Annotated in this window: 22 protein-coding genes; 4 read left to right on the top strand and 18 right to left on the bottom strand. The window is 39.1% G+C overall.

Translation table 11 applies throughout. The features are described from left to right. Positions 1 to 333 precede the first annotated feature (333 nt). Positions 334 to 801: a low molecular weight protein-tyrosine-phosphatase gene (locus LKD48_RS14675; protein WP_308732417.1), complete on the bottom strand. Its 468-nt coding sequence runs from the start codon at positions 799 to 801 to the stop codon at positions 334 to 336. A gap of 212 nt (positions 802 to 1,013) precedes the next feature. After that, positions 1,014 to 1,265: a GNAT family N-acetyltransferase gene (locus LKD48_RS14670; RefSeq protein WP_308732416.1), complete on the bottom strand. Its 252-nt coding sequence runs from the start codon at positions 1,263 to 1,265 to the stop codon at positions 1,014 to 1,016. A gap of 230 nt (positions 1,266 to 1,495) precedes the next feature. On the opposite strand from LKD48_RS14670, the gene LKD48_RS14665 reads away from it, so the two are divergent. Then, on the top strand, positions 1,496 to 2,533 hold the full coding sequence (locus tag LKD48_RS14665; RefSeq protein ID WP_227101540.1) for a YeiH family protein: 1,038 nt from the start codon (positions 1,496 to 1,498) through the stop codon (positions 2,531 to 2,533). Positions 2,534 to 2,636: 103 nt separating this feature from the next. On the opposite strand, the gene LKD48_RS14660 is transcribed toward LKD48_RS14665, so the two are convergent. The 5 genes from LKD48_RS14660 to LKD48_RS14640 form a co-directional block, all read right to left on the bottom strand. Further along, complete coding sequence (locus LKD48_RS14660; RefSeq protein ID WP_308732415.1) at positions 2,637 to 4,085, bottom strand: glycoside hydrolase; 1,449 nt, start codon at positions 4,083 to 4,085, stop codon at positions 2,637 to 2,639. 151 nt (positions 4,086 to 4,236) lie between these two features. Then, positions 4,237 to 5,268, bottom strand: coding sequence for a LacI family DNA-binding transcriptional regulator (locus LKD48_RS14655; protein ID WP_308732414.1), 1,032 nt, complete (start codon positions 5,266 to 5,268; stop codon positions 4,237 to 4,239). Positions 5,269 to 5,368: 100 nt separating this feature from the next. Next, positions 5,369 to 6,202 (bottom strand): carbohydrate ABC transporter permease, encoded by an 834-nt coding sequence (locus LKD48_RS14650; protein ID WP_066558797.1) that lies wholly within the window; start codon positions 6,200 to 6,202, stop codon positions 5,369 to 5,371. Next, a complete protein-coding gene (locus LKD48_RS14645) occupies positions 6,202 to 7,044 on the bottom strand; it encodes a carbohydrate ABC transporter permease (protein ID WP_118614694.1) in 843 nt (280 codons plus the stop codon). The genes LKD48_RS14650 and LKD48_RS14645 overlap by 1 nt, the downstream gene beginning before the upstream one ends. 110 nt (positions 7,045 to 7,154) lie before the next feature. Next, positions 7,155 to 8,498: an ABC transporter substrate-binding protein gene (locus LKD48_RS14640; RefSeq protein ID WP_308732418.1), complete on the bottom strand. Its 1,344-nt coding sequence runs from the start codon at positions 8,496 to 8,498 to the stop codon at positions 7,155 to 7,157. A gap of 521 nt (positions 8,499 to 9,019) precedes the next feature. On the opposite strand from LKD48_RS14640, the gene LKD48_RS14635 reads away from it, so the two are divergent. Beyond that, positions 9,020 to 10,015: an AEC family transporter gene (locus tag LKD48_RS14635; protein WP_308732413.1), complete on the top strand. Its 996-nt coding sequence runs from the start codon at positions 9,020 to 9,022 to the stop codon at positions 10,013 to 10,015. Positions 10,016 to 10,098: 83 nt separating this feature from the next. Here LKD48_RS14635 and LKD48_RS14630 read toward each other — a convergent pair whose 3' ends face one another. The 10 genes from LKD48_RS14630 to LKD48_RS14585 all read right to left on the bottom strand — a co-directional run bounded on the left by LKD48_RS14630 (position 10,099) and on the right by LKD48_RS14585 (position 19,236). Continuing rightward, positions 10,099 to 11,454 carry an MATE family efflux transporter gene (locus tag LKD48_RS14630; protein ID WP_308732412.1) on the bottom strand — a complete coding sequence of 452 codons (1,356 nt, stop codon included), beginning with the start codon at positions 11,452 to 11,454 and terminating at the stop codon, positions 10,099 to 10,101. A 17-nt stretch (positions 11,455 to 11,471) separates the two neighbouring features. Further along, positions 11,472 to 12,095 carry an NUDIX hydrolase gene (locus LKD48_RS14625; protein ID WP_308732411.1) on the bottom strand — a complete coding sequence of 208 codons (624 nt, stop codon included), beginning with the start codon at positions 12,093 to 12,095 and terminating at the stop codon, positions 11,472 to 11,474. A gap of 25 nt (positions 12,096 to 12,120) precedes the next feature. Then, a complete protein-coding gene (locus LKD48_RS14620; RefSeq protein ID WP_308732410.1) occupies positions 12,121 to 13,506 on the bottom strand; it encodes an MATE family efflux transporter in 1,386 nt (461 codons plus the stop codon). A 73-nt stretch (positions 13,507 to 13,579) separates the two neighbouring features. Beyond that, entirely contained in the window at positions 13,580 to 14,614 is a 1,035-nt protein-coding gene (locus LKD48_RS14615) for an alcohol dehydrogenase (RefSeq protein ID WP_308732409.1), read from the bottom strand. An 11-nt stretch (positions 14,615 to 14,625) separates the two neighbouring features. Then, positions 14,626 to 15,072 (bottom strand): threonine/serine exporter family protein, encoded by a 447-nt coding sequence (locus LKD48_RS14610; RefSeq protein WP_308732408.1) that lies wholly within the window; start codon positions 15,070 to 15,072, stop codon positions 14,626 to 14,628. 2 nt (positions 15,073 to 15,074) lie between these two features. After that, on the bottom strand, positions 15,075 to 15,833 hold the full coding sequence (locus LKD48_RS14605; protein WP_227101550.1) for a threonine/serine exporter family protein: 759 nt from the start codon (positions 15,831 to 15,833) through the stop codon (positions 15,075 to 15,077). A gap of 29 nt (positions 15,834 to 15,862) precedes the next feature. Next, entirely contained in the window at positions 15,863 to 17,212 is a 1,350-nt protein-coding gene (locus LKD48_RS14600) for an MATE family efflux transporter (RefSeq protein ID WP_308732407.1), read from the bottom strand. Between the two features lie 93 nt (positions 17,213 to 17,305). After that, positions 17,306 to 18,343 carry a S66 family peptidase gene (locus tag LKD48_RS14595; RefSeq protein ID WP_308732406.1) on the bottom strand — a complete coding sequence of 346 codons (1,038 nt, stop codon included), beginning with the start codon at positions 18,341 to 18,343 and terminating at the stop codon, positions 17,306 to 17,308. Between the two features lie 116 nt (positions 18,344 to 18,459). Continuing rightward, the gene (locus tag LKD48_RS14590) at positions 18,460 to 18,693 is read right to left on the bottom strand and encodes an aspartate dehydrogenase (RefSeq protein WP_308732405.1); all 234 of its coding nucleotides are present in this window, start codon (positions 18,691 to 18,693) and stop codon (positions 18,460 to 18,462) included. 30 nt (positions 18,694 to 18,723) lie between these two features. Then, positions 18,724 to 19,236, bottom strand: coding sequence for a DUF3592 domain-containing protein (locus tag LKD48_RS14585; RefSeq protein WP_227101552.1), 513 nt, complete (start codon positions 19,234 to 19,236; stop codon positions 18,724 to 18,726). Positions 19,237 to 19,280: 44 nt separating this feature from the next. Between LKD48_RS14585 and LKD48_RS14580 the strand changes: the two genes are divergently transcribed. Then, on the top strand, positions 19,281 to 19,544 hold the full coding sequence (locus LKD48_RS14580) for a TetR/AcrR family transcriptional regulator (RefSeq protein ID WP_308732404.1): 264 nt from the start codon (positions 19,281 to 19,283) through the stop codon (positions 19,542 to 19,544). 74 nt (positions 19,545 to 19,618) lie between these two features. On the opposite strand, the gene LKD48_RS14575 is transcribed toward LKD48_RS14580, so the two are convergent. Next, positions 19,619 to 19,855 carry a hypothetical protein gene (locus LKD48_RS14575; RefSeq protein WP_308732419.1) on the bottom strand — a complete coding sequence of 79 codons (237 nt, stop codon included), beginning with the start codon at positions 19,853 to 19,855 and terminating at the stop codon, positions 19,619 to 19,621. Positions 19,856 to 20,014: 159 nt separating this feature from the next. Here LKD48_RS14575 and LKD48_RS14570 point away from each other — a divergent pair. Beyond that, on the top strand, positions 20,015 to 21,050 hold a 1,036-nt coding region (locus LKD48_RS14570), incomplete at its 3' end, for an urease accessory protein UreH domain-containing protein (protein ID WP_308732403.1).

Raw genomic sequence — 21,050 nt, 5'->3', positions numbered from 1 at the left:
TTCGATGGAACTGAATCTTCACATTCGCGTTCTCTGGGCCACAAGATCTCCCAGATGGATACTAAGTCAAATACCCGGGGCTATGAAATTAAACGGTACGAATACCGGAGTTCAAAGGATGTGATTTTTCCCGATTTAATAGCATAAATTTTTTAATTAAATGTGCCTTTTATGCTGTTAGCTCTGTAATGTATATTCAGAAGATATCGACATTAAAGATTTAGAAAAATATTTCTTGGCTTCATCCCAAGGGCAAGCCCCTGGGTTTTCGTCCAAAAATTTTATAACCTGTTATAGGATTTTTCTATAATTGTACACAACATAGCCTTTTCTTTATTTCTCAACCAAATGTTTAAGCAGCCCCTCACAGCCTCTGACAATATCTTCATATGTGCGCCCAAACTCACCCGTGTACCATGGATCTGCAATATCACCTGGATCATTTGCAAACATAAGAAGTTTGTAGATTTTGTGCGCAGGATCACCGCCTGCGATACGAATCATATTAGAAATATTTTGATCGTCCATACCGATCAAATATTCATATTTTTCGTAATCTGCACGACACATCTGTACTGCCCTCTTTTTGTCGCAAGAAATTCCATGACGAGCTAACTCCTTTTTAGCTGGCGGATATACTGGATTTCCGATTCCATTCCAAATTTCCTCTGTACTAGTTGCTGCTGACTTAATTAAAAATTGATCTTCCAAACCATGTTTTTTGACCATTTCTTTAAAAATAAATTCAGCCATTGGGCTGCGGCAAATATTGCCGTGGCAAACGAATAAAACTTTTATCATAATCTTTTCTCCTGATCTCTTAAAGGCGCATTATATTTTTTCAGTTGGAATACTATCTGTAGCCACCAATCTCCAACTTTATAGAATAATACTATCATATCCTCGGTTCTTTTTCTACAAATTTTTTATATAAATCACCTTACTTATTCCAGCATATTATACCATAAAACTGCTGTCAAGATGCATAATTAGTTATATTCCATCCATTTTGTTTAATTATTTCTCGTCCAATCATACACTTCTGAGGAAAGTGTGAATCCAATTCGAAAATAAAATTCTTGTTCAGACACAACGATAGCTCGTTTGGCACCAAGTGCTTTTGCACGAGCACATGCTTCGTAAATAACTGCTTTTGCTAAACCTTGACTTGTCAATTTTTCTTCATCAAGATAACTATGTGCATGCATCCATTCAAAACACCCCCAATGAAAATGCTCGTTATATTCTAGTTTTTCCGCTTCCAACAGGAACTGATGAATACTTTGATACTGCTCGTTGAATCATTCACGGTTTTTATATCTCTCTATTTTATATCTCATGTTAATCTCCTTTCTGCCGCTTTCGGCTGGCAGACTTATTCACAATTATGTCAAGCATATAATTTATGCCACGCATTATCAAATTTTTATTTACATTATTATTACACAGTGATACAATTTTATAGTTACAAAAAACCAAAGAAAGGAATTTATAAATGAATTTTATTAAAAAAAATGGAATTGGTATTCTTCTTTGTCTTGCAATTGCTATTCCATCATGGTTCTTAGGAAAAATATTTCCAGTGGTGGGAGGCGCTGTTATTGCAATCATAGCAGGAATGATTATCACAATGTTTTGGAATGATAAGAAAAATGCAGAGGCAGGAATTAAGTGGACATCAAAAATAATCCTTCAGACTGCAGTTGTTTTACTTGGATTTGGAATGAATCTCGGAGTAATCTTTCAGACAGGAAAGCAATCGCTGCCAATCATTATTTGTACTATCACAACATCTCTTGTTATTGCGTGGATATTGAAGAAAGCTTTAAAAGTACCTGCAAATACATCAATACTTGTAGGTGTTGGCTCTTCAATCTGCGGCGGCTCTGCTATCGCAGCAACTGCACCTATTATTGATGCAGATGATGATGAAATCGCCCAGGCAATCGCAGTAATTTTCTTTTTCAACGTACTTGCAGCCATCTTCTTCCCAATACTTGGCAAAGCAATAGGATTTGATACTGTTCATGGTGATGCATTTGGTATTTTTGCAGGAACAGCAATCAATGACACATCATCTGTAACAGCTGCCGCATCAACATGGGACAGTATGTGGAATCTTGGAAGCGAAACATTAAATAAAGCAGTAACCGTAAAGCTTACAAGAACACTTGCCATAATACCTATTACACTCGGATTATCATTTATACGAGCTCAAAAAAAAGCAAAAGAAGGAATGAAAGGTTCAAGCTTTAGTTTAAAAAGAACATTTCCAATGTTCATACTTTATTTTGTGATTGCAGCAATAATTACAACAATCTGTGTACATAATGGAATTGATGCACAAGTATTTCATCCAATTAAGGAATTGTCAAAGTTTATGATTATTATGGCTATGGCTGCCATCGGATTAAACAGCAATGTAATCCAGCTCATCAAAACAGGTGGAAAGCCTATTATTATTGGTGCGTCATGCTGGTGTGGAATCACAGCTGTAAGTCTTATTGTTCAGCATATCATGAACATCTGGTAAAAATACAAGAAGAGCAGCACGTATCATCATCGATACATCTGCTCTTCTTTTTCAGCATTTGCTGCTATTTTTGCCTGAATTATTGCTTTCTTGTCCAGTGTTATTATCTTATAACAAACGTTGTTATAGAATTTTCCTTAAGTTCTGTTTCAAAAATATTTTCAGTAAGTACACTATATTCAAGCCGGTTCCAGTGTTCTCCATTCTCAATCGAACCACTTGTGCGAATTGGACAAATTTTTGCCCCTTTCAGTGCAAACTCATCTAAATCAACCTTGCAAGATTGTTTCTCATTCGTATCATTGACCATCACAAGAACCAGCTTTCTCTCCTCTTGATTCCATGACGCTATGACATGTTCTCCTGCCTGAATAATAGTATCATTTGGTCTAATATAACGCGAAAACTGTCCCATCGCATAATACTTCATACTCAAAATAATCTTTTTCGAATCGTGATCTGCCGTTGCTAGTCCCCAATAACCGCCTGTATAATCTGGTTTTCCACTGTCTTTATTTCCCATATAGCCATCACTGCTAATGTGACTGTCAATTACCTGCCATAAAACCCAAGCTGCTGGGAGAAGTCCATTTATATCAGAAATAATCTTGTTTGCCAGCCACAGTGCTGCCCCCATCTCCCCTGCATTGCATCCTGATGTATCGCCACCATCAACTTCTGACATCCACAAATTTTTATAATAGCTTTGCGCAAGTTTTCTAAGGCCTTCATTATCACCTTCTAAGTAACTATGTGTGTCAATACGAGCTATTGTCTCTCTTGCTGCCTCACTAAGACTGTTAATACTATTTATCTGACAATCAATCCCTGTCTCGTCCGTTCCAGATATTAAAATATCATTTAATCCTCTTTCATCCAACGCTTTTCTTAATGCTATAATCATAACAGACTGTGATTCACCAGGATCAAAATGGCATCCTTCCTGCTTATCGCTTAGCGCATGCCAATATTCAGTATAAGGCTCATTCATCGCCGTCATACTCTGAAAATGGATATCCCATTCTTTCGAAAAATGTTGTGCAACATCAGCAAGATATGAGGCAAAGGCACCATACGCATCCTCGCGAAGATTATTTTCCCCCGCATTTACTGAACCACTTGAGCAGCCCGAATTAGTCATGAAATATGGAGGTGAATTTGAAAATCCTTCAACAATCAAATCCTTTCCATAACATTCTGCTACTTTTATTAATACATTTCTCTGATTCTGATCGGCATTCCAGTCGTATGACCAATGATATCCCTTAGCATCATGGGAAGGATTTATTGCATACCCAGGCACCATCGAATCTGTTCTTGTAATATGATGATGAGTTGGATCATCTCCACCGCCAATGTTATAGCGAATAATATTCAGCCCAAGACCTTCTTTAGGGTCAAAAAACAACTTTGCAGCCTGCTCTGACAGCTCATCCAAATAGCCAATTCGGTTTGGCCACCAACAAAAGCTAGTTCCCCATCCCTCAAATTTTCCACCATTAAATGGTGAGCATTTTTTCAAAGCCAAATGACAATCAATAAATGATAACATTTATTTTCCTCCATTTCTAACTCAAAATTGAATTAAAAACTACCTAATCTTTTTTATAGCATATCACAATTTATGCGAAAATATCAATACATTTTTGCATATTATAAGTGCCACAGAGACATTTATTTATCCCTGTGGCACTTAATGTTTGTTAATTTAATTTTTTCACTGATTCTCCTGGTACTAATTCACCTTCAAAAATCAACTGCTGAACATTCGTCTTTTTCTTTATGCTGTCAAAAAGAAGTTTGATAGTTTCTTTTGCCATTGTTTCTGCTGGCTGCCGTATTGTCGTAATGGAAGGATTATAATAAGCTGCCATTTCTGTTCCGTCAAAACCTGCCACTGAAATATCCTCTGGAACTCTTTTTCCAGCATCAATCAATGCCCTAACTGCACCAATTGCCAAGCTGTCAGAAATAGCAAAAATTGCCGTACAATCTACTCCTTCTTCCAAAAGTGCTTTAGTCATGCGGTACCCACTCTCCATTGAATAGCTATCCAATTCTGGATCCATATGACGTATCCATCTTTCGTCCACTGGAATATTATGAGCTTCCAGTGCTTTTTTATAGCCTGTCAGACGAAGTGCACCTATACTCACATCTTCTTTATATGAACAGAGAAGTGCAATCTTTTCATGTCCCTGGCTTATAAGGTGCTCCGTCATGCGGCAGCTCTCCTTTACATCATCTACTGACACAAATGAATAATCATTTTTGTATTCTTTCCCCAAAAGGCTTACGGTACTTAAAACAAAAGGCACTGGGATCTTTTTCAGCTGCTCTTGTGAATGGGAGGCAATACCTCCCAAAAATATAATTCCTCTCAGTCTCTTCTCTTTTTCCAGTTCCAGAGCCACTTCTGTTTCATCCTGCCACGCATCTACATGCTGAAGAACCAGCGAATATTTCTTTTTCTGGATCTCTTCTTCAAAAACCTTGATCATGCTATTAAAAAATGGATTGCTGATTCCTTTAATCAAAATGGCGATGGCTCTGGCATCGGAACGCTTCAAGTTGCGTGCACTGTTATTTGGCACATAATTATTTTCCTTGATAACCTGCATTATCATCTCTTTCGTCTCTGGGTTAATATCCGGATGATTATTAATTGCCCTAGATACTGTACTGACTCCCACACCGCAAACACGTGCCACGTCCTTGATCGTAATACATTCCATGCCTTCACCTCCTTATTCGTTTATTTATTTTCTAAATTACATTTCGAAGGTCAAGTATAATCGAACTGTCCGATTTTTGCAAGAATCTTTTTGTCTGTAATCAGCCTTTTACTGCACCAGCAACAACACCTTCGATGATGTATCTCTGGCAGAAGAGGTAGAAAATGATAATCGGGATGATGGCAAGAACAAGAACGCCCATCATGGCACCCATATCAACAGAACCATAACCGCCTTTAAGATACTGGACAGCAATCGGAATAGTGATGTATTTTTTCAGATTCAATACAAGGTACGGAAGCAGGTAGTCGTTCCAAATCCACATAGTCTGAAGAATTGCAACTGTCACACATGTTGGCTTCAAAACTGGAAGCACTACACCAAAGAAAGTCTGCAGCGGATTGCAGCCATCGATCATTGCTGCCTCTTCAATCTCTATTGGAATAGACTTGACAAAACCAGTAAACATAAATACTGAAAGGCCGGCTCCAAATCCAAGATAAATGATCCACAGTCCCCATGGAGTGTTTAATCCCAATGAGTTTGCTAACTTTGACAGAGTGAACATTTCCATCTGAAAAGGCACGATCATAGCAAAAAGACAAAGATAATAGATTGCCTTAGTCAATGCATTTTTTACACGGACAATATACCATGCGCACATGGAGGTACACAGAATGATCAAAAATACAGAACCAACGGTTATAACCGTACTCCATTTAGCACCCTCAAAAAAATTTGCCTGTTTGATACCGCGAACATAATTTTCCAGTCCTACATACATTTTTCCATTAGGAATGTCAAAAGGCTTTCGGCTAATGTATGCCTTCTTCTTAAAGGAGTTAATAAAAACAAGCATGATCGGAAAGATATATCCGATAGAAATAATACTGAAAATGGCAGTGAAAACTCCACCGTGTTTTACTTTTTTCATTACTGCTGAACCTCCTTTCTTCTAGTCAAATAGTTCTGAGTCAGTGCAATCACTGTAACAAGAATGAAGAAGATTACTGCTTTTGCCTGACCGACACCTTCATAGCCAGTTCTTCCATAGAAGGTATTGAAAATATTCAACGCAAGCATCTCAGACATCTTGGACGGTTCTCCATTTGTAAGAGCCAGGTTCTGGTCGAAAAGCTTAAAGGAATTAGTAAGTGTCAAAAACGTACAGACGGTGATAGAAGGCATAACCATTGGAATAGTGACTTTTTTAAGAATCTGCCACTTTGTTGCGCCGTCAATCTCAGCTGCTTCAATCAGCTCACCAGGAATATTCTGAATACCTGCAATGTAGATAATCATCATATAACCAATCTGCTGCCAGCACATTAAGATGATCAAACCCCAAAAGCCATATGTCGATGAATATGTCAGGGTACGGCTAAATTTCATCAGGATACCGTTTAACAGCAGCTGCCAAATATAACCAAGTACGATACCACCGATCAAATTTGGCATAAAAAATACAGTACGGAAAATATTTGTTCCTTTGAAACCTTTTGTCAGTAAAAGTGCCACTGCAAATGCCAGCACGTTAATCAAAATTACGCTGACTACCGTAAATGCTGCAGTATACCAGAACGCATGGACAAATGTTTCATCCGCAAAAACCTTGGCATAATTAGCAAATCCGATAAATTTGGCATCATTGACTGTCGTAAATTTACAGAAGGATAGGTAAACGCCTTCTACGAATGGAATTATAAATCCAAGTGTAAACGCGATCATCGTAGGAAGCACGAAGATCGGAAAATATCTCTTGATTGCTTTTTCCATAATATCACCTTTCTAAGTTAAGGTTTTGTCGGATAGGAAACCTGGGGACGCTTCCTATCCGGCAAAAGAAAGGCAGGCGATCCCTCGCCCGCCCCTTTCGTCACTGCTTTTTATTTTGCCTCGGTTGCTGCTTCAGTATCTGCTTCAGTATCTGCTTCAGTAGCATCCTCTGCTTCTTCGCTGTTCATCTCAGCATATTCAGTTGCCCAACCGTCAACAAATGCGGTCTTCACTGCATCCCAGTCGCCAGTTCCCTGTGCATACTCAAGAAGTGCGCTGCCTACACCGTTTTTCCAATTCTCAGACGGCATTGTGGTGAAGCACCATGCAACAGACTCTTTACCTGCTTCAATATACTCATTTGCTGCAGTTACAAGCGGATTCTGTGCCTGATATTCTTCAGTGAAAGTATCAAACGGAGTTACAAATCCCATGTCCTGAGACAGAGAAGTTCTTCCAGCATCGCTAGTGATTACCCAGTTCAAGAAATCAAGTGTTGCCTGAATATCTTCCTCAGATGCCTTACTGTTTACGCACCAATAGTTCTCACTTCCGGTACACAGGCCCTGATTTTCCTCACCCTCTACACCAATGTAGATTGGAAGCATACCCAGATCTTCGTCTGCTACTTCGTTGTCTTTGATATCACTGTAAGCCCAAGTACCATTCTGATAGAATACTGCTTCGCCAAGTGCAAACTCAGAAGCTGCATCCTCACCAGTCTTGCTGGAAAGTACAGTCGGCTCACATGTAGAATCTGTGATGTACAGATCAAAAATCTGCTTGTAGTTATCAAGATATGTTCCCTTGATCGCATCAGTGGAACCGATACCGTCTGCCTTGTACTCATAGTAGATCGGCAGGTTTGCCAGATGTGTCTTAAATCTCCAGTCAGAAGAAGAATCAAATCCTGTGGAAGCGAAAGCACCTTCAATTCCCAGATCATCTTTCTTTGCCTGAATATCATCTGCTACTGCTTTCAGAGTTTCAAAATTGTTAATCTCATCAACTGAAGAAATAACAGCTCCATCAGTTGCAATGTAATCATTCAAAAGTTTCTTATTATAAATCAGACCGTAAGTCTCGATTACATAAGCAATACCTGATACAGATCCGTCATCATTCTTCAGCGCAAAATCATCGCTCTTTAAATGCTTGTAAACTTCGCTGTCCTTCAGATCATAGCAGTAATCCTTCCATGTAGCCAGACCAACTGGTCCGTTTACCTGGAACAATGTCGGTACCTCTGACTTAGCCATCTCAGATTTCAAAGTAGACTCATAAGTTCCGGAAGCTGCTGTAACAACATCTACCTGCACACCAGTCTCTTCGGTGTACTTTTCTGCCAGTTCCTTCCACTGATCTGCCTGCTCAGGCTTGAAGTTCAGATAATAAACTGTTCCTGTTGCCTCGTCTGCTGATACAAGTGTAGCTGGGAGCATACCCATTGCCATGGTTGCTGAAAGTCCAAGTGCTGCAATTTTCTTTACATTCTTCATTTTGAAATCCCTCTTTCTTTCATAAAATAAATAAATAATTGTTCCGACTGGAATGTTCTGGAAACGTTGTCAGTAACGTTTCCGGTAACGTTTCCGGTTGATGGCTTTATACTATCACCAATTAGATAGTTTGACAAGTGTTTTTTTTAAAAAATTTGTTTTTTGTTTATTTTATTCAGTTCAATCGTGCGTTTTTTATGCAGTTTTTACATGTGCCAGATTCTTTTATTCTTGATTTTCAAAATATATTACGTGATTATAGACATGACGGCAAAATTGTTACTATTCCCAATATTTGCACCGAAGGGCTTTCGTAATATGACGCGTGAACAGTAACGAGTTTTCACGAGGCGGACCAATAAAAGCAACAATCATCTTGCAGATGAAAATAGTATATGGTATCATTTCCGTGTAAAACAAAGCTGCTTTTAATACTTAGTCAGCTTTCGATTTAAAAATCAAAAGGAGCAACAAAAATGGACAACTTTATATTCAGCATCAATGCAACTCTTCCGATCTTTTTAACCATGGTTCTCGGACTTGTATTTCGCAAGATCGGTGTGTTTGATGATGCTTTTACTAACAGAATGAACAGCTTTGTATTTAAATTTGCACTTCCTGCACTGCTGTTTGAAGACTTATGGGAAGAAAACTTTTATCAGGCCTGGAATGGTGGCTTTGTACTTTTTTGTTTCTGTGCTACTCTTGGCTGCATCATTGTATCTACTGCTTTGTCATCCTTTTTGAAAGATAAATCTGACCGTGGTGAGTTTATTCAGGGTTCTTACCGCAGCAGTGCAGCTATTCTTGGCATCGCCTTCATCGTTAACATTTATGGGCAATCTGGCATGGCGCCACTTATGATTATCGGAACTGTGCCGCTTTATAACATTTGTGCAGTGGCCGCACTGACGCTGACATCTCCGGCACTATCATCTGCTAAAAGTGATCCAGCCTCTGAAACTTCAGCATCAAAATCAACTTCAGTTTCTAATAGTGACCGCCTTTTTCGTACCGTAAAAGGCATAATTACAAACCCAATTATCCTAGGCATCGCCGTGGGTTTTGCCTGGTCACTTCTTAAACTTCCTCATCCGACCATCCTTCAAAAAACAGTACATAATCTCGGCGTACTTGCCACGCCTCTTGGTCTGATGGCAATGGGAGCATCTTTCGACATCAAAAAAGCCTTCTACAAATTAAAACCGTCAATAGCATGCGCATTTCTAAAGCTTATCGGCTATTCTGGCGTTCTTATGCCAGTCGCTATTGCTCTAGGTTATCGAAATGAAGCACTTGTTGCCATTCTCGTTATGCTTGGATCTGCCACAACGGTCAGCAGCTACACAATGGCAAAAAGCATGGGACATGAAGGTACACTAAGTGCCAGTGTCGTCATGCTTACAACACTTTTGTCTGCATTCTCACTAACCGCTTGGCTGTTTATATTAAAGACAATGAGCTTCATTTAATGTTTTGTATTTAACAGAATATTTTTATCTAAAAAGGAGGCTGCGCTGTTGTGAACAGCGTTGCCTCCTTTTGATGATCATGATCACTCAAAATCTCTTGTAATATTTGTAAGCCATTTGCCTCTGAAATAGTGAATGAATACTGCCGGCATTTTTTCAAACTCATCCAAAGTCATTACAAAATATACCCAAATCGGTGGCAATTTGAGAACATATGCTGCAAGGAATGTGAGCGGAACTGCAACAAGCCACATAAATACAGAATCTATGATCATTCCGAATCTGGAATCACCGCCGCCTCTGAAGCATCCGCATATAAGACAAGTATTGATTCCTTCTCCCAAAAGGCGCCAGGTTGTCATAATTATAAAAATGCCAAGGTAATAAATGGCTGTCTCTGTCAGCTTATCACGATAGAAATCAAGTATCAAAGGGCGAATTGCCAGAATAATAACGCATCCGACCATACTTACAATAGTCGTTATTCTAAGCATACGTTTTCCATACTCTCTGGCTGTATCAATGTGATCCTGTCCTAACTCCTGGCTGACAATAATGGTAGTAGCGTTAGCAAAACCACGACAGGCGATAGCACCAATATTTACTACCATGACGGCAACGGCATTTGCTGCTACCATATCATCTCCAATATGGCCAAGGATTGCTGCGAAAGCTGAACTGGCAAAACTCCAGACAACATCATTTATTACGGCTGGACTTGCAATCTTCATAAAATCCTTGAACAGAATACCAGACTTTGAGAAGAAGTATTTTATTCTAAATCTGACATCAGAACTGTTTAATGAGTAGATAAGACAAATGAGTACTTCTACCATTCTGGCAATAACAGTACCAAGAGCAACACCAGTGACTCCAAGCTTCGGAAGTCCAAACAGACCAAAAATAAATGTAGCATTACAAAGTACATTGACACAAAGAGAAACAACGTATGTAACAGAAGGCAACATTATTTTTCCGATACTTCGAAGAGCACTCATAAAAACCTGAGAGAATCCCATAAACACAAACGAAAATGAAATCACCCTCAAATACTCACTGCCGGCAGCAATCGTATCAGGACTGTTTGTAAAAATCCTCATGATCGTAGTTGGCATGGAAAATGAGATAATGAAAAATATCAAAGAACTGATCAGTGATATTCGTTCTGCCAGACCAAGAATCTTCTCTACTGTCTTTTTATCACCCTTTCCCCAGTACTGAGCACATAACACCGAAGTACCTGTGGCCATACCGTAATATAAACAGAAAAGAATAAAAGTATATTGGTTAGCAAGTGATGAAGCCGACATAGCAGTCTGGCTTACATATCCAAGCATTACCGTATCAGCAATGTTTACTAATGTTCCAATCAAATTTTGAATCATGATTGGAAATGCTAATTTTGATGCGTATTTTAAGAAATCTTTTTTATTAAGCATACAAACGTTCTTCCTTTTTATTTTAATCCTTTTTCGCTAAATTTCAAATCAGATAGTCTCCCGCGAAATTTAACTTGCATCTTCTCGCACAGCTTCGCATATACGTGCTCCACAAACCATGGTTCTGTTGATTTCTCTGCAATCTGATCTACACGAATCCAGGCAACTGCACTATTTTCCTCTGGGCGATTCTGCACAGCATCTTTTGGGTCTGCCTCCATCAGATACGTCACATTTAAATGAAGATGTGTAGAAACATAGTGTCCTTTTTTCATATGACCGTCCACAGACAAAATTTCTATCGAAAATGGCTCATCTAATAGAAATTTTACATGTGTCAATCCAGATTCCTCCATGACTTCTTTTTGTGCTACATGGTGCAGATCGGCATCACCATCTGCGTGACCACCAAGCCACGCCCAGGAATGGTAGATGTTGTGATATGCCATCAGCACGCTTTTTTTGTCTGGACTCACTACCCACGCAGATGCAGTTAGATGGGCAATTTCATTTTCTCTTGTAAGAATGTCTGAGCCACTCTCAAACCACTTTAATAAAATGGCTTTGTCATGCTCCTCCTGCTCGTTAAACGGCATGAATTTTTGAATTTGCTGTTCAAGTTTAGATAACTCTTTTGTCATTTAGTGGCATATCCTTTCTCTTTTTTTATTGTAACACATTTTTCGAATTTTGCTTCTCCATTCTCTTTAGCTCTGGAAGAACGGTGCACAGCATCACAACAAGGCAAAGTGTTCCACCAATTACATTTGATACTGGCTCTGCAAGGAACACTCCTGCCGTTCCCATGTGAAACATATACGGCATCATATACGTTAGTGGTACAACAATAAAGACCTTGCGAAGCAGTGAGAAAAAAATTGCCTGTTTCTTTTTATTCAACGACTTGAATACGGTCTGTCCAATATATTGAAAATCCATGCAGATAAATGCAGCAAAATATTGTTTTAATGCCGGAACTGCATCCTGCATCAAGGCCGCATCAGAGCTGAAAATTCCAATCAATGCATTTGGCAATAAAATAATAATACTCCACATCACTGCTGTATAGCCAAGAATCATAGTACTCATCACTGCCATAGCTTTTCGCACTCGCGCTGGACGACATGCACCATAATTGTAGCTTAAAATTGGGGAAGTGCCCTCATTCATTGCATAAATTGGAGTCTCAACTAGCTGACGCACGCTTGACACAATCGTCATAACAGATATGTAAATATCGCCGCCAACATCTGACAAAATATTGTTGCAGCAGATAGATACCAAACTGTTTGTCAGCTGCATAATGAATCCTGCCGTACCAAGGCTCACAATGTTTTTTGCGTAGCCTATGCATTCAGAGAACTCTTTTTTCTTTAAAAAGCGAACCTTCAGCTCAGATTTTCTTGTCAAAAAGACAAACACAAATACCGCAGATAACGCTTGGGAAATTACGGTGGCAATCGCTGCCCCCTGTACTCCAAACCCCAACACAAAAATAAACAGCGGATCGAGCAAAAGGTTTGCTACTGCACCAACCGCAACTGAGGTCATTCCAATAGTGGAATACCCTTGTGCATTAATAAACGGATTCATACCTGTCGCAATCATAGACGGCAGCGTTCCAATCAGATAAATCATCAAATACGGATATGCATAGACAAGCGCATCAGTTGAGGCACCAAATAATACTAGAAGCGGTCTTGCAAATATAAAGCCAACTGCCATCAGCACTACTGCACATACGCAGACCATCGTAAATGATGTATTCATCACATTTGCAGCTCTTTGCGGCTCACCCTTTCCTCTATAAATCGAAAATAATGGTGCACCACCGCTTCCAAATAAATTGCTAAATGCAGTGATCACTACAATTAGTGGAAAACAAAGTCCAACCGCACCGAGAGCCGCTGTTCCAATGTTTGGAATACGAGCAATATAAATACGATCCACAATATTATACAAAAGATTTAAAATCTGAGCGACAAGCATCGGAAGCGCTGCTCCTAGGATATTTCCAGTCACAGTTCCGTGTTCAAAATCAATTCGTTTCATAACGAGAAAACCAGTCCTTTTCTTTCTTTTTCAAACAAAAAATATATGTTTTTCATATGATGGTCATCCCATATCAGCACTCCACTGCAACCTTTATCACTCCATCTTTTTTATTTTCAAAAAGATCATATGCTTCTGCTATTTTGCTAAGCGGATATGTATGCGTGATAAGCGGCTCTGTATCAATTTTTCCCTCTGCAATCAGCCTAAGTGTCTCTTTGCAGTCACAGCCATCCACTCCGCCTGTTTTAAATGTAAGATTCTTTCCATACATATCTGGAAGCGGCAAAAGCTGCGCCTTCTCGTAAAGAGCAACTATCGTTACAATTGCACTTGGTCTTGCGCATTCCCAAGATAAGCGAAACGTTGATTCTGCTCCTGCAACCTCAAGAACAACATCTGCTCCGCCGTGATCACTGTTTGCCAAAACGAAGTCTGCACATGCTTCTGGTGAAACTGTCATTACCTCAGGATAATGCTCATTAATAAAATGAATCCTGTTTTCATCTTTTTCACATAAAATGATTCGCTTCGGCTTCTTTAACATGACACAAAGCAGCGTACAAATTCCTGTCGGCCCAGCACCGATGATTAACACTGTATCATCCTCTGTAATCTCAGAAATACGTGCTGCCCAATATCCTGTGGCTAAAACATCACCTACAAATAAAGCCTGTCTGTCAGTAACACCTTCTGGAATTTTATTCAAGCCCTGATCAGCAAACGGTACACGCACATATTCTGCCTGACCACCATCAATACGACAGCCCAATGCCCAGCCACCATTCTCATCGGTACAATTATTTACGTATCCCTTCTTACAGAAAAAGCATTCACCGCAAAATGTCTCTACATTAACTGTCACACGATCTCCTGGTTTAACATTTGTTACTGCGCTGCCAACTTCCTCAACAACACCTACCATCTCATGGCCTACTGTTATGCCAGGAACTGCACGAGGAACACTTCCATGTTTAATGTGCAGATCGCTTGAACAAATGCTGGCAAGCGTTACCTTCACAATTGCATCTCTCTCATGCATAAGAACTGGCTTTGGTTTTTCCATTAATTCAAATTTTCCTTTTGAAACATAAGTATATGTCTGCATTATTTTATTCCTCACTTTTTGTTTTTCTTTATACTTCTGAGAAAATAGCAAATCGACCACGCAATACTCATTCCTGCTGCAATTCCAAAAGCAAAAAGAAAGGTATCACGTCCATATTCCAAAGCTTGAACAGTATTTCCTTCTAAAATGCTGTTCATACAATAATAAAGAGTACTTCCTGGAATCAGAGGTATTATGGAAGTGACAAAAAAAGACGTAGATGTTTCCTTACAGATTCTTGCAAGAATTTCCGCATACACATCTGTAACAAAACTAGCAAACAGTGTTGGGAGAAAAATATTTCCCCAGAAGGCTTTTCCCAGAATAAACACCATCCAGCTAATAAAACCGCCAGCTGCTGCCAAAGGCAAATACTTCTTTTTCATATGAAAAAGGATTCCGAATCCTATAGAACCAATAGCTCCGGTAATTAATTGTACAATGAGTGTTTCATTCAAAGTCAAAACCTCCCAAATAAAATAACTGCTCCCATAAATCCAAGTGCCAGTGCCGCGGCAAGGAGTAACGCAGCAATCAGGCGTATGATTCCGGAGAGTGTATCACCAATAAGTACATCTCTAATTGCGTTTGTTGACATCAGCCCCGGAATCAAAAGCATAATGTCACCGATCATAATCTTATCCATGCTAAGAAATGGACACAGCAAGGTTAATAAACAGATTGCACAGCCTGTAATAAAAGATGCCACAAACTGAAAAGTCACTTCATTCATGCACACTGGACGAAGATATTTCTGTAATCCCCAGATCAAAACAGCGCCAAGTCCTGCTGCAACAGCATCTGGAATACTTCCGCCATAAAAAAGAGCAAAACTACATGCCCCCAGAATGCTTCCCATAAGTTTCCACAACTGTTTTGTTTTATTTATGTTAATTTCATCAAATTCCTTCTTAAGCTCTGCTGCTGGAATGGGATGATTACAAAAACGGCGACTCAAGTCATTTAACTGCTCCAGTTTGGTAAAATCATTTCCATAACTTTCCCTGATCCGCCTAGTCTGTGTCCGCGCTCCTTCTCCTGGAAATTCCATAGTAATAACGATACTAGATGTAATCACAAAAACATTCATCTGTGTAGCACCACAGGCATATCCCATTCGATTCAGCGTATCCTCCACCCTAAAAATCTCTGCACCGCTGCTTAACAGCGCTTCACCCATATCAAGAAAAATACGTAAAAACTCTTTGGATGTCTGCATAATAATACTCCTTTGATTTTATAACTCTATCACATCTCAGGCTCTTTTTCCACCAAATTTTGCTTTTTGATTTCATAATACAACAGTCCCACAATATCTGCCAGCGCCCATCCGATTGGAATTGACCACCAGATGCCAACCACACCTATTGCCGGTATTGCAGACAATATATATGCCAACGCCACTCGTGTTCCAAGTGAAAATACCGTAAGTATCACACTCATTCCCGGTCTGCCCAAAGCACGATACAGACCATACAGCAAAAACAGCCATCCGATTCCAATATAAAATGCACCTTCTATGCGCAAGTAACGGACTCCTTCCATTATAATAGCCGTTTCTTTTGCATCCACAAATATCATCATAAGTGGTTTTGCGAATATATACACAAACGCTGATACCACTACACAGAAAATTGCAGATATACGAACTGCCGCTTTCAGCCCCTGCTGTATTCTCTTCTTTTCTTTTGCTCCATAATTTTGTGCAATAAATGTAGAAAATGCGTTTCCAAAGTCCTGCACAGGCATATATGCAAAAGCATCTATCTTTACAGCCGCCGCAAACGCTGCCATGACAACAGTTCCAAAGCTGTTTACCAGTCCTTGTACCATAAGTATTCCAAGATTCATTACAGACTGCTGAATGCATGTCAGCATTGAAAAAGAAATGATTTCTCTGATTCGTTCTTTTTTCAGATATCTGATTTTCCAGATCGCACACACCTGTTTATAACGCATAAGTGTATAAACCATTATGCCAACACCTGACAGATACTGTGAAATCACTGTCGCCTGCGCTGCTCCTGCCACTCCAAGTTTCAAGCCAATGACAAACCAAAGGTCAAGAATAATATTGAGTATTGATGACACTGCCAGAAACAAAAGTGGTATAACAGAATTACCTATTGCCCTGAGATATGAAGCAAAATAATTGTATAAAAAAACTGCCGGAATCCCCATAAAGATTATAAACAAGTATTCTCTCATGTCACCCCACACTTCTTCTGGAACTCTTAGAAAAGTGCGAAGCCCACTAAGGCTAATATAGGCAATAATATTAAGTAATATCGTCACAGCAGTAATAAAGAAAAAAGATGCGCAAATATCCTCTTTAAGACCATTTTCGTCCCTCTGCCCAAATCTGATAGAAAACAATACTCCGCTTCCAATACACAGACCAAGAATAATTGACGTTATAAAAGTCATAAGCGTAAATGATGAACCTACTGCTGCAAGTGCCTTTTCCCCAAGAAACTGTCCAACTATAAGTGTATCTGCAATATTATAGCATTGCTGAAGCAGATCACCAAGTATCATTGGAATGGCGAATAAAAGCATTGACTTTACAACAGATCCTTTTGATAAATCCCTATTCATTATTTTTTCTCCAAAATGTAAGTTTTATATTTCGTTATGCAATAATTATAGGCTGATATAGTATAACTTGATAGGAATGCACTGGGCTTGATATTAAGCGAATCTGATTTTCTGATTTACTGCATCCACCTCAGCCTCTATGCCAAATGGAATGATACATCTTGGTGTTGCATGTCCAATATTTATGTTTGCAACAACTGAGATATTGGGATTATCTATTACATCTACAATAATTTTTTTGTATTCATCAAAATAGAGTTCATTCATTGGCTTACCGCATATCACGCCTGAAACCACATCAAAGACTCCCACCTTTTTTAAGGTCTCTACCATCTTTCTGTAGTGCTTAGGATCCGGTTGTTCTTCACTTGTTTCAAGAAGAAGTATTTTCCCCCTCCAGTCCTCTAAACTAGGGAAAAGATTGTATTTTTCGCATAGAGAAATGGTATCTGGATATCTGCTGTTATCAAATATATCATACATACTTTCAAGACAGCCTCCCAGAATCTTTCCTGCAAAAACAGGCTTTCCTTGAAGAAGTTGAAATCCCTCATTTTCATGTTTTGTTCTTTCAGTACCAACTGCACTTTCGGACCAGTCAGTTCTCTCTTCATACCACACATCACTCGGTACAATTTCCTTGATGTTTCCTGTTTTGATTAATTCTTCAAAAAACTTCTTTGTATAAGGCAGCATATCATCTTCCATTTCACATACATCTGCCAGAAATGACTGACCATAAAATGTCCCAAATCCCAACTTATGCAGCATAAGATGATTCATTGTAGTATCTGAAAATCCAAGAAATATTTTTCTCTTTTCTGCTTTTTCAATAGCTTCTTTAAGTTCATTGTTTTTAAACAGATATGGAAGAAGTCGATATGTATCATCTCCGCCAATAGCACAAAGAATCATATCAACTTCTTCATCACATATTGCTGCAAGAAGATCATTTGCCCTCTCCTTTGGATGATTTTTTACATACTCAATTCCCTTCATTGCATGGGGCATAATTTTTACATGCAATCCAAATTGTTCTAATCTTTTAAGCCCTATATTAACTTCATGCTTTACAAAATCTTCACCTATCGTTCCTGCTGAAAGGCTCACAAGTGCTACAGTCTTAATCATAACTCTCCTCGCAAACTCGGTTTTATTGTTTTTTGATAGCTAATCTTCCTTCGCCATCACGCTTATATGGTCTATTCTCTTTTCGTACATCAACGGCACATCCACATTCTCAGATCTTAATAAATCTTTTTAATTGTTCCTGTTATACCATATTCGTTCTGAAAATTTTCCAAATCCTGTGAAGTCCTAATTAACATGACTTCCTCAAATTTTCCTGTATCCAAATTAAGAAATCCTGCCACTTGCTCTCCTGTACAAATACTGCATCGTATCACTGGTTCTTCATAACTTGAATCATATTGTTTTTCGTGTTTAGAAAATTTCCGACTTATTTTTTCTACAAGTTTCATTCTAGCACCTCTTTTCTGTGAATGTATCGGTTAGGTTCTTTTGACAGATGCGTGTTTGAAAATATCCAAAACCATGATTATAACAACAACTGTGCCAACAGGAATCGCCATGCAGCAAAGTAAAAAAGTAATAATATCATTGTCGGGCTTAATCTTATAGCTGCCCTTTGATGTGCGATAAACTTCAACTGAAACTTCATCGCCTCTGCGAATCTTGTCCTGAAATGGCAGGCTGTTTTTTAGCTCGTTCTGACCGAAAACAAAATAAGTCCTTCCTTTGTAAGTTGTTCCGTCAACAACAAAGGAAACCTTTGTATTGTATTCTGAACGGATTAAGATATCAGCATCATTTTTTTCATCCTTTCGGCGACATTCCTCAACGACAGCATTAACAGTTCTGATATCAGTGGAATTTTTATACTCTTGGTTTTCAATCTTATTAGAAACGATGCCATAAACTCCGGCAACAATTAAGCTAATACCTATCAGAAGACCAAGTAAAGAAATCTTGATATCACCCTTTTTTGAAGAATTTTTTTCCATAGTAATCCTCCCTTCATCACCTTCTCAATTAACTATATTGTATCATGTCAATTGTACCACGTCAATTAGTCTGGTATGAAGTAAACTCTTATGTACACAGTCAGATTCTTAAAACATTACTTGAAATGATGCGAGTTGATAATTTCGATTCCATTACAATCAGCCGTTTGACAGCAAAAGCAGAGGTTGGCCGTGCATCCTTTTATCGTAATTATCAAACAAAAGAAGACGTCCTGCGTCAGGAAGCAGAACGTCTTAATTTGGATTATAGAATGGCTCAGACGTGGCATGAAAGAAAGCAGTGCTGAACTTATCGCTATGTTTGAAAATAGTCAATAAACTTTATGTGCCCAAGCAAAGGCATTCTGCACGCTATTTTCCCTTAAATTCCTTTAAGTAAATAACCATCATACCACTTTTTTACTTTATCAAAATCCCTATTATACTTTTCGCAGAGTTTTTTTACTTCATCTTCGGTAAAACCAACGTATTGAGCCAGTTCATCTGCTTGCAGGCTTCGTGAACAGTCCTTTGTATGCACGGCTAGCGATAGGTTCATTTGTCCGCGTTCGAGAGACGTAAGTAGCACGGCATCAAAAACTTTACAAACATCGGTCATAGCTTTTAGTGTGTATTTTCGGAGCGAAGCTCCGCTTTTGATACCACGTCCATAGGAGCTATGCACCGCATGGGCGTGGAGACTTCATCATAACAGTTTTTGCTTTGATTGATTTTTCTTAAAATCAACTTTATCTTTGTTACAGGAAAGGACAAAACAGTGGAACATGCAAAATTATACATCAATGGAATGACCTGTATCAATTGCCAAACACGAATCCAAAATGCTCTAACAAAACATCCCGGAATCACACAGGCTGCTGTCAGTTATGAGACTGAAACAGCAGACATTTTGTATGATTCATCTGTTATCTCACTCGAGCAAATTCAAGGCTTAATTGATGAACTAGGCTATAGTGCTTCGGTTCAAAAAACATCGCGCGCAAAGATAGTCAACCAGACTTTGCGCGAACTTGACATCATTGTGATTCTTTATTTTCTTTTACGGCATTTTGGTATTTTAAATTACTTGGCACCAGCTTCGTTAGCGGATGCGCAAATGGGCTACGGCATGCTATTTGTGATCGGTTTGATTACCTCGGTTCACTGCATTGCAATGTGCGGCGGCATTAATCTGTCACAAACGCTGCAAAAAGATTCTGAGCCATCTGCGAACGTATCTCGTGCGATGTTTCAAAATGCAGCTGCCTATAATGCCGGACGTATTATTTCTTACACGATAATCGGAGGAATACTCGGCGGCATCGGTGCGTTTACTGGAATGGCAGGAACGCTGCAAACTTCATCGTTTTTTCAAGGTCTTTTAAAACTGCTTGCTGGTGCCTTGATGGTTGTGATGGGAATTAACATGCTCGGTCTTTTTCCAGGACTGCGCCGTTTTCACCTGCGAATTTCTATGCCACTTTTTCAAAAAGGCAAGCAAAAAGATGCTTCAAAAGGAATTTCAAAGAGAAGTAATGCTTCCCACAGGCGCAGAACACCTTTTATCATCGGCTTGTTTAATGGCCTGATGCCTTGTGGTCCTCTGCAGTCGATGCAGATCGTTGCATTAGCCTCTGCCAATCCATTTACCGGAGCGCTGTCGATGTTTTTCTTTGCGCTTGGTACCATTCCGCTGATGCTCGGATTTGGCTCGATTGTAGCCGGTCTTGGCAAACACTTTACAAAAGTCGGGCGGGAAAGCCAAGAAACTTTTTGCAATTATCGGACAATGATGTCGAATTTTGTCGAAATGT

It is taken from the genome of Anthropogastromicrobium aceti (genome assembly GCF_020687335.1).
Taxonomy (GTDB): domain Bacteria; phylum Bacillota; class Clostridia; order Lachnospirales; family Lachnospiraceae; genus Anthropogastromicrobium; species Anthropogastromicrobium aceti.
This window is presented reverse-complemented; position numbering and strand designations above follow the sequence as displayed.

Coding starts and splice junctions, on each gene's coding strand:
- LKD48_RS14675 (WP_308732417.1), bottom strand. CDS start 801: ATGATAAAAGTTTTATTCGTTTGCCACGGCAATATTTGCCGCAGCCCA.
- LKD48_RS14665 (WP_227101540.1), top strand. CDS start 1,496: ATGAATTTTATTAAAAAAAATGGAATTGGTATTCTTCTTTGTCTTGCA.
- LKD48_RS14660 (WP_308732415.1), bottom strand. CDS start 4,085: ATGTTATCATTTATTGATTGTCATTTGGCTTTGAAAAAATGCTCACCA.
- LKD48_RS14655 (WP_308732414.1), bottom strand. CDS start 5,268: ATGGAATGTATTACGATCAAGGACGTGGCACGTGTTTGCGGTGTGGGA.
- LKD48_RS14650 (WP_066558797.1), bottom strand. CDS start 6,202: ATGAAAAAAGTAAAACACGGTGGAGTTTTCACTGCCATTTTCAGTATT.
- LKD48_RS14645 (WP_118614694.1), bottom strand. CDS start 7,044: ATGGAAAAAGCAATCAAGAGATATTTTCCGATCTTCGTGCTTCCTACG.
- LKD48_RS14640 (WP_308732418.1), bottom strand. CDS start 8,498: ATGGCAATGGGTATGCTCCCAGCTACACTTGTATCAGCAGACGAGGCA.
- LKD48_RS14635 (WP_308732413.1), top strand. CDS start 9,020: ATGGACAACTTTATATTCAGCATCAATGCAACTCTTCCGATCTTTTTA.
- LKD48_RS14630 (WP_308732412.1), bottom strand. CDS start 11,454: ATGCTTAATAAAAAAGATTTCTTAAAATACGCATCAAAATTAGCATTT.
- LKD48_RS14625 (WP_308732411.1), bottom strand. CDS start 12,095: ATGACAAAAGAGTTATCTAAACTTGAACAGCAAATTCAAAAATTCATG.
- LKD48_RS14620 (WP_308732410.1), bottom strand. CDS start 13,506: ATGAAACGAATTGATTTTGAACACGGAACTGTGACTGGAAATATCCTA.
- LKD48_RS14615 (WP_308732409.1), bottom strand. CDS start 14,614: ATGCAGACATATACTTATGTTTCAAAAGGAAAATTTGAATTAATGGAA.
- LKD48_RS14605 (WP_227101550.1), bottom strand. CDS start 15,833: ATGCAGACATCCAAAGAGTTTTTACGTATTTTTCTTGATATGGGTGAA.
- LKD48_RS14600 (WP_308732407.1), bottom strand. CDS start 17,212: ATGAATAGGGATTTATCAAAAGGATCTGTTGTAAAGTCAATGCTTTTA.
- LKD48_RS14595 (WP_308732406.1), bottom strand. CDS start 18,343: ATGATTAAGACTGTAGCACTTGTGAGCCTTTCAGCAGGAACGATAGGT.
- LKD48_RS14590 (WP_308732405.1), bottom strand. CDS start 18,693: ATGAAACTTGTAGAAAAAATAAGTCGGAAATTTTCTAAACACGAAAAA.
- LKD48_RS14585 (WP_227101552.1), bottom strand. CDS start 19,236: ATGGAAAAAAATTCTTCAAAAAAGGGTGATATCAAGATTTCTTTACTT.
- LKD48_RS14580 (WP_308732404.1), top strand. CDS start 19,281: ATGTCAATTGTACCACGTCAATTAGTCTGGTATGAAGTAAACTCTTAT.
- LKD48_RS14575 (WP_308732419.1), bottom strand. CDS start 19,855: ATGACCGATGTTTGTAAAGTTTTTGATGCCGTGCTACTTACGTCTCTC.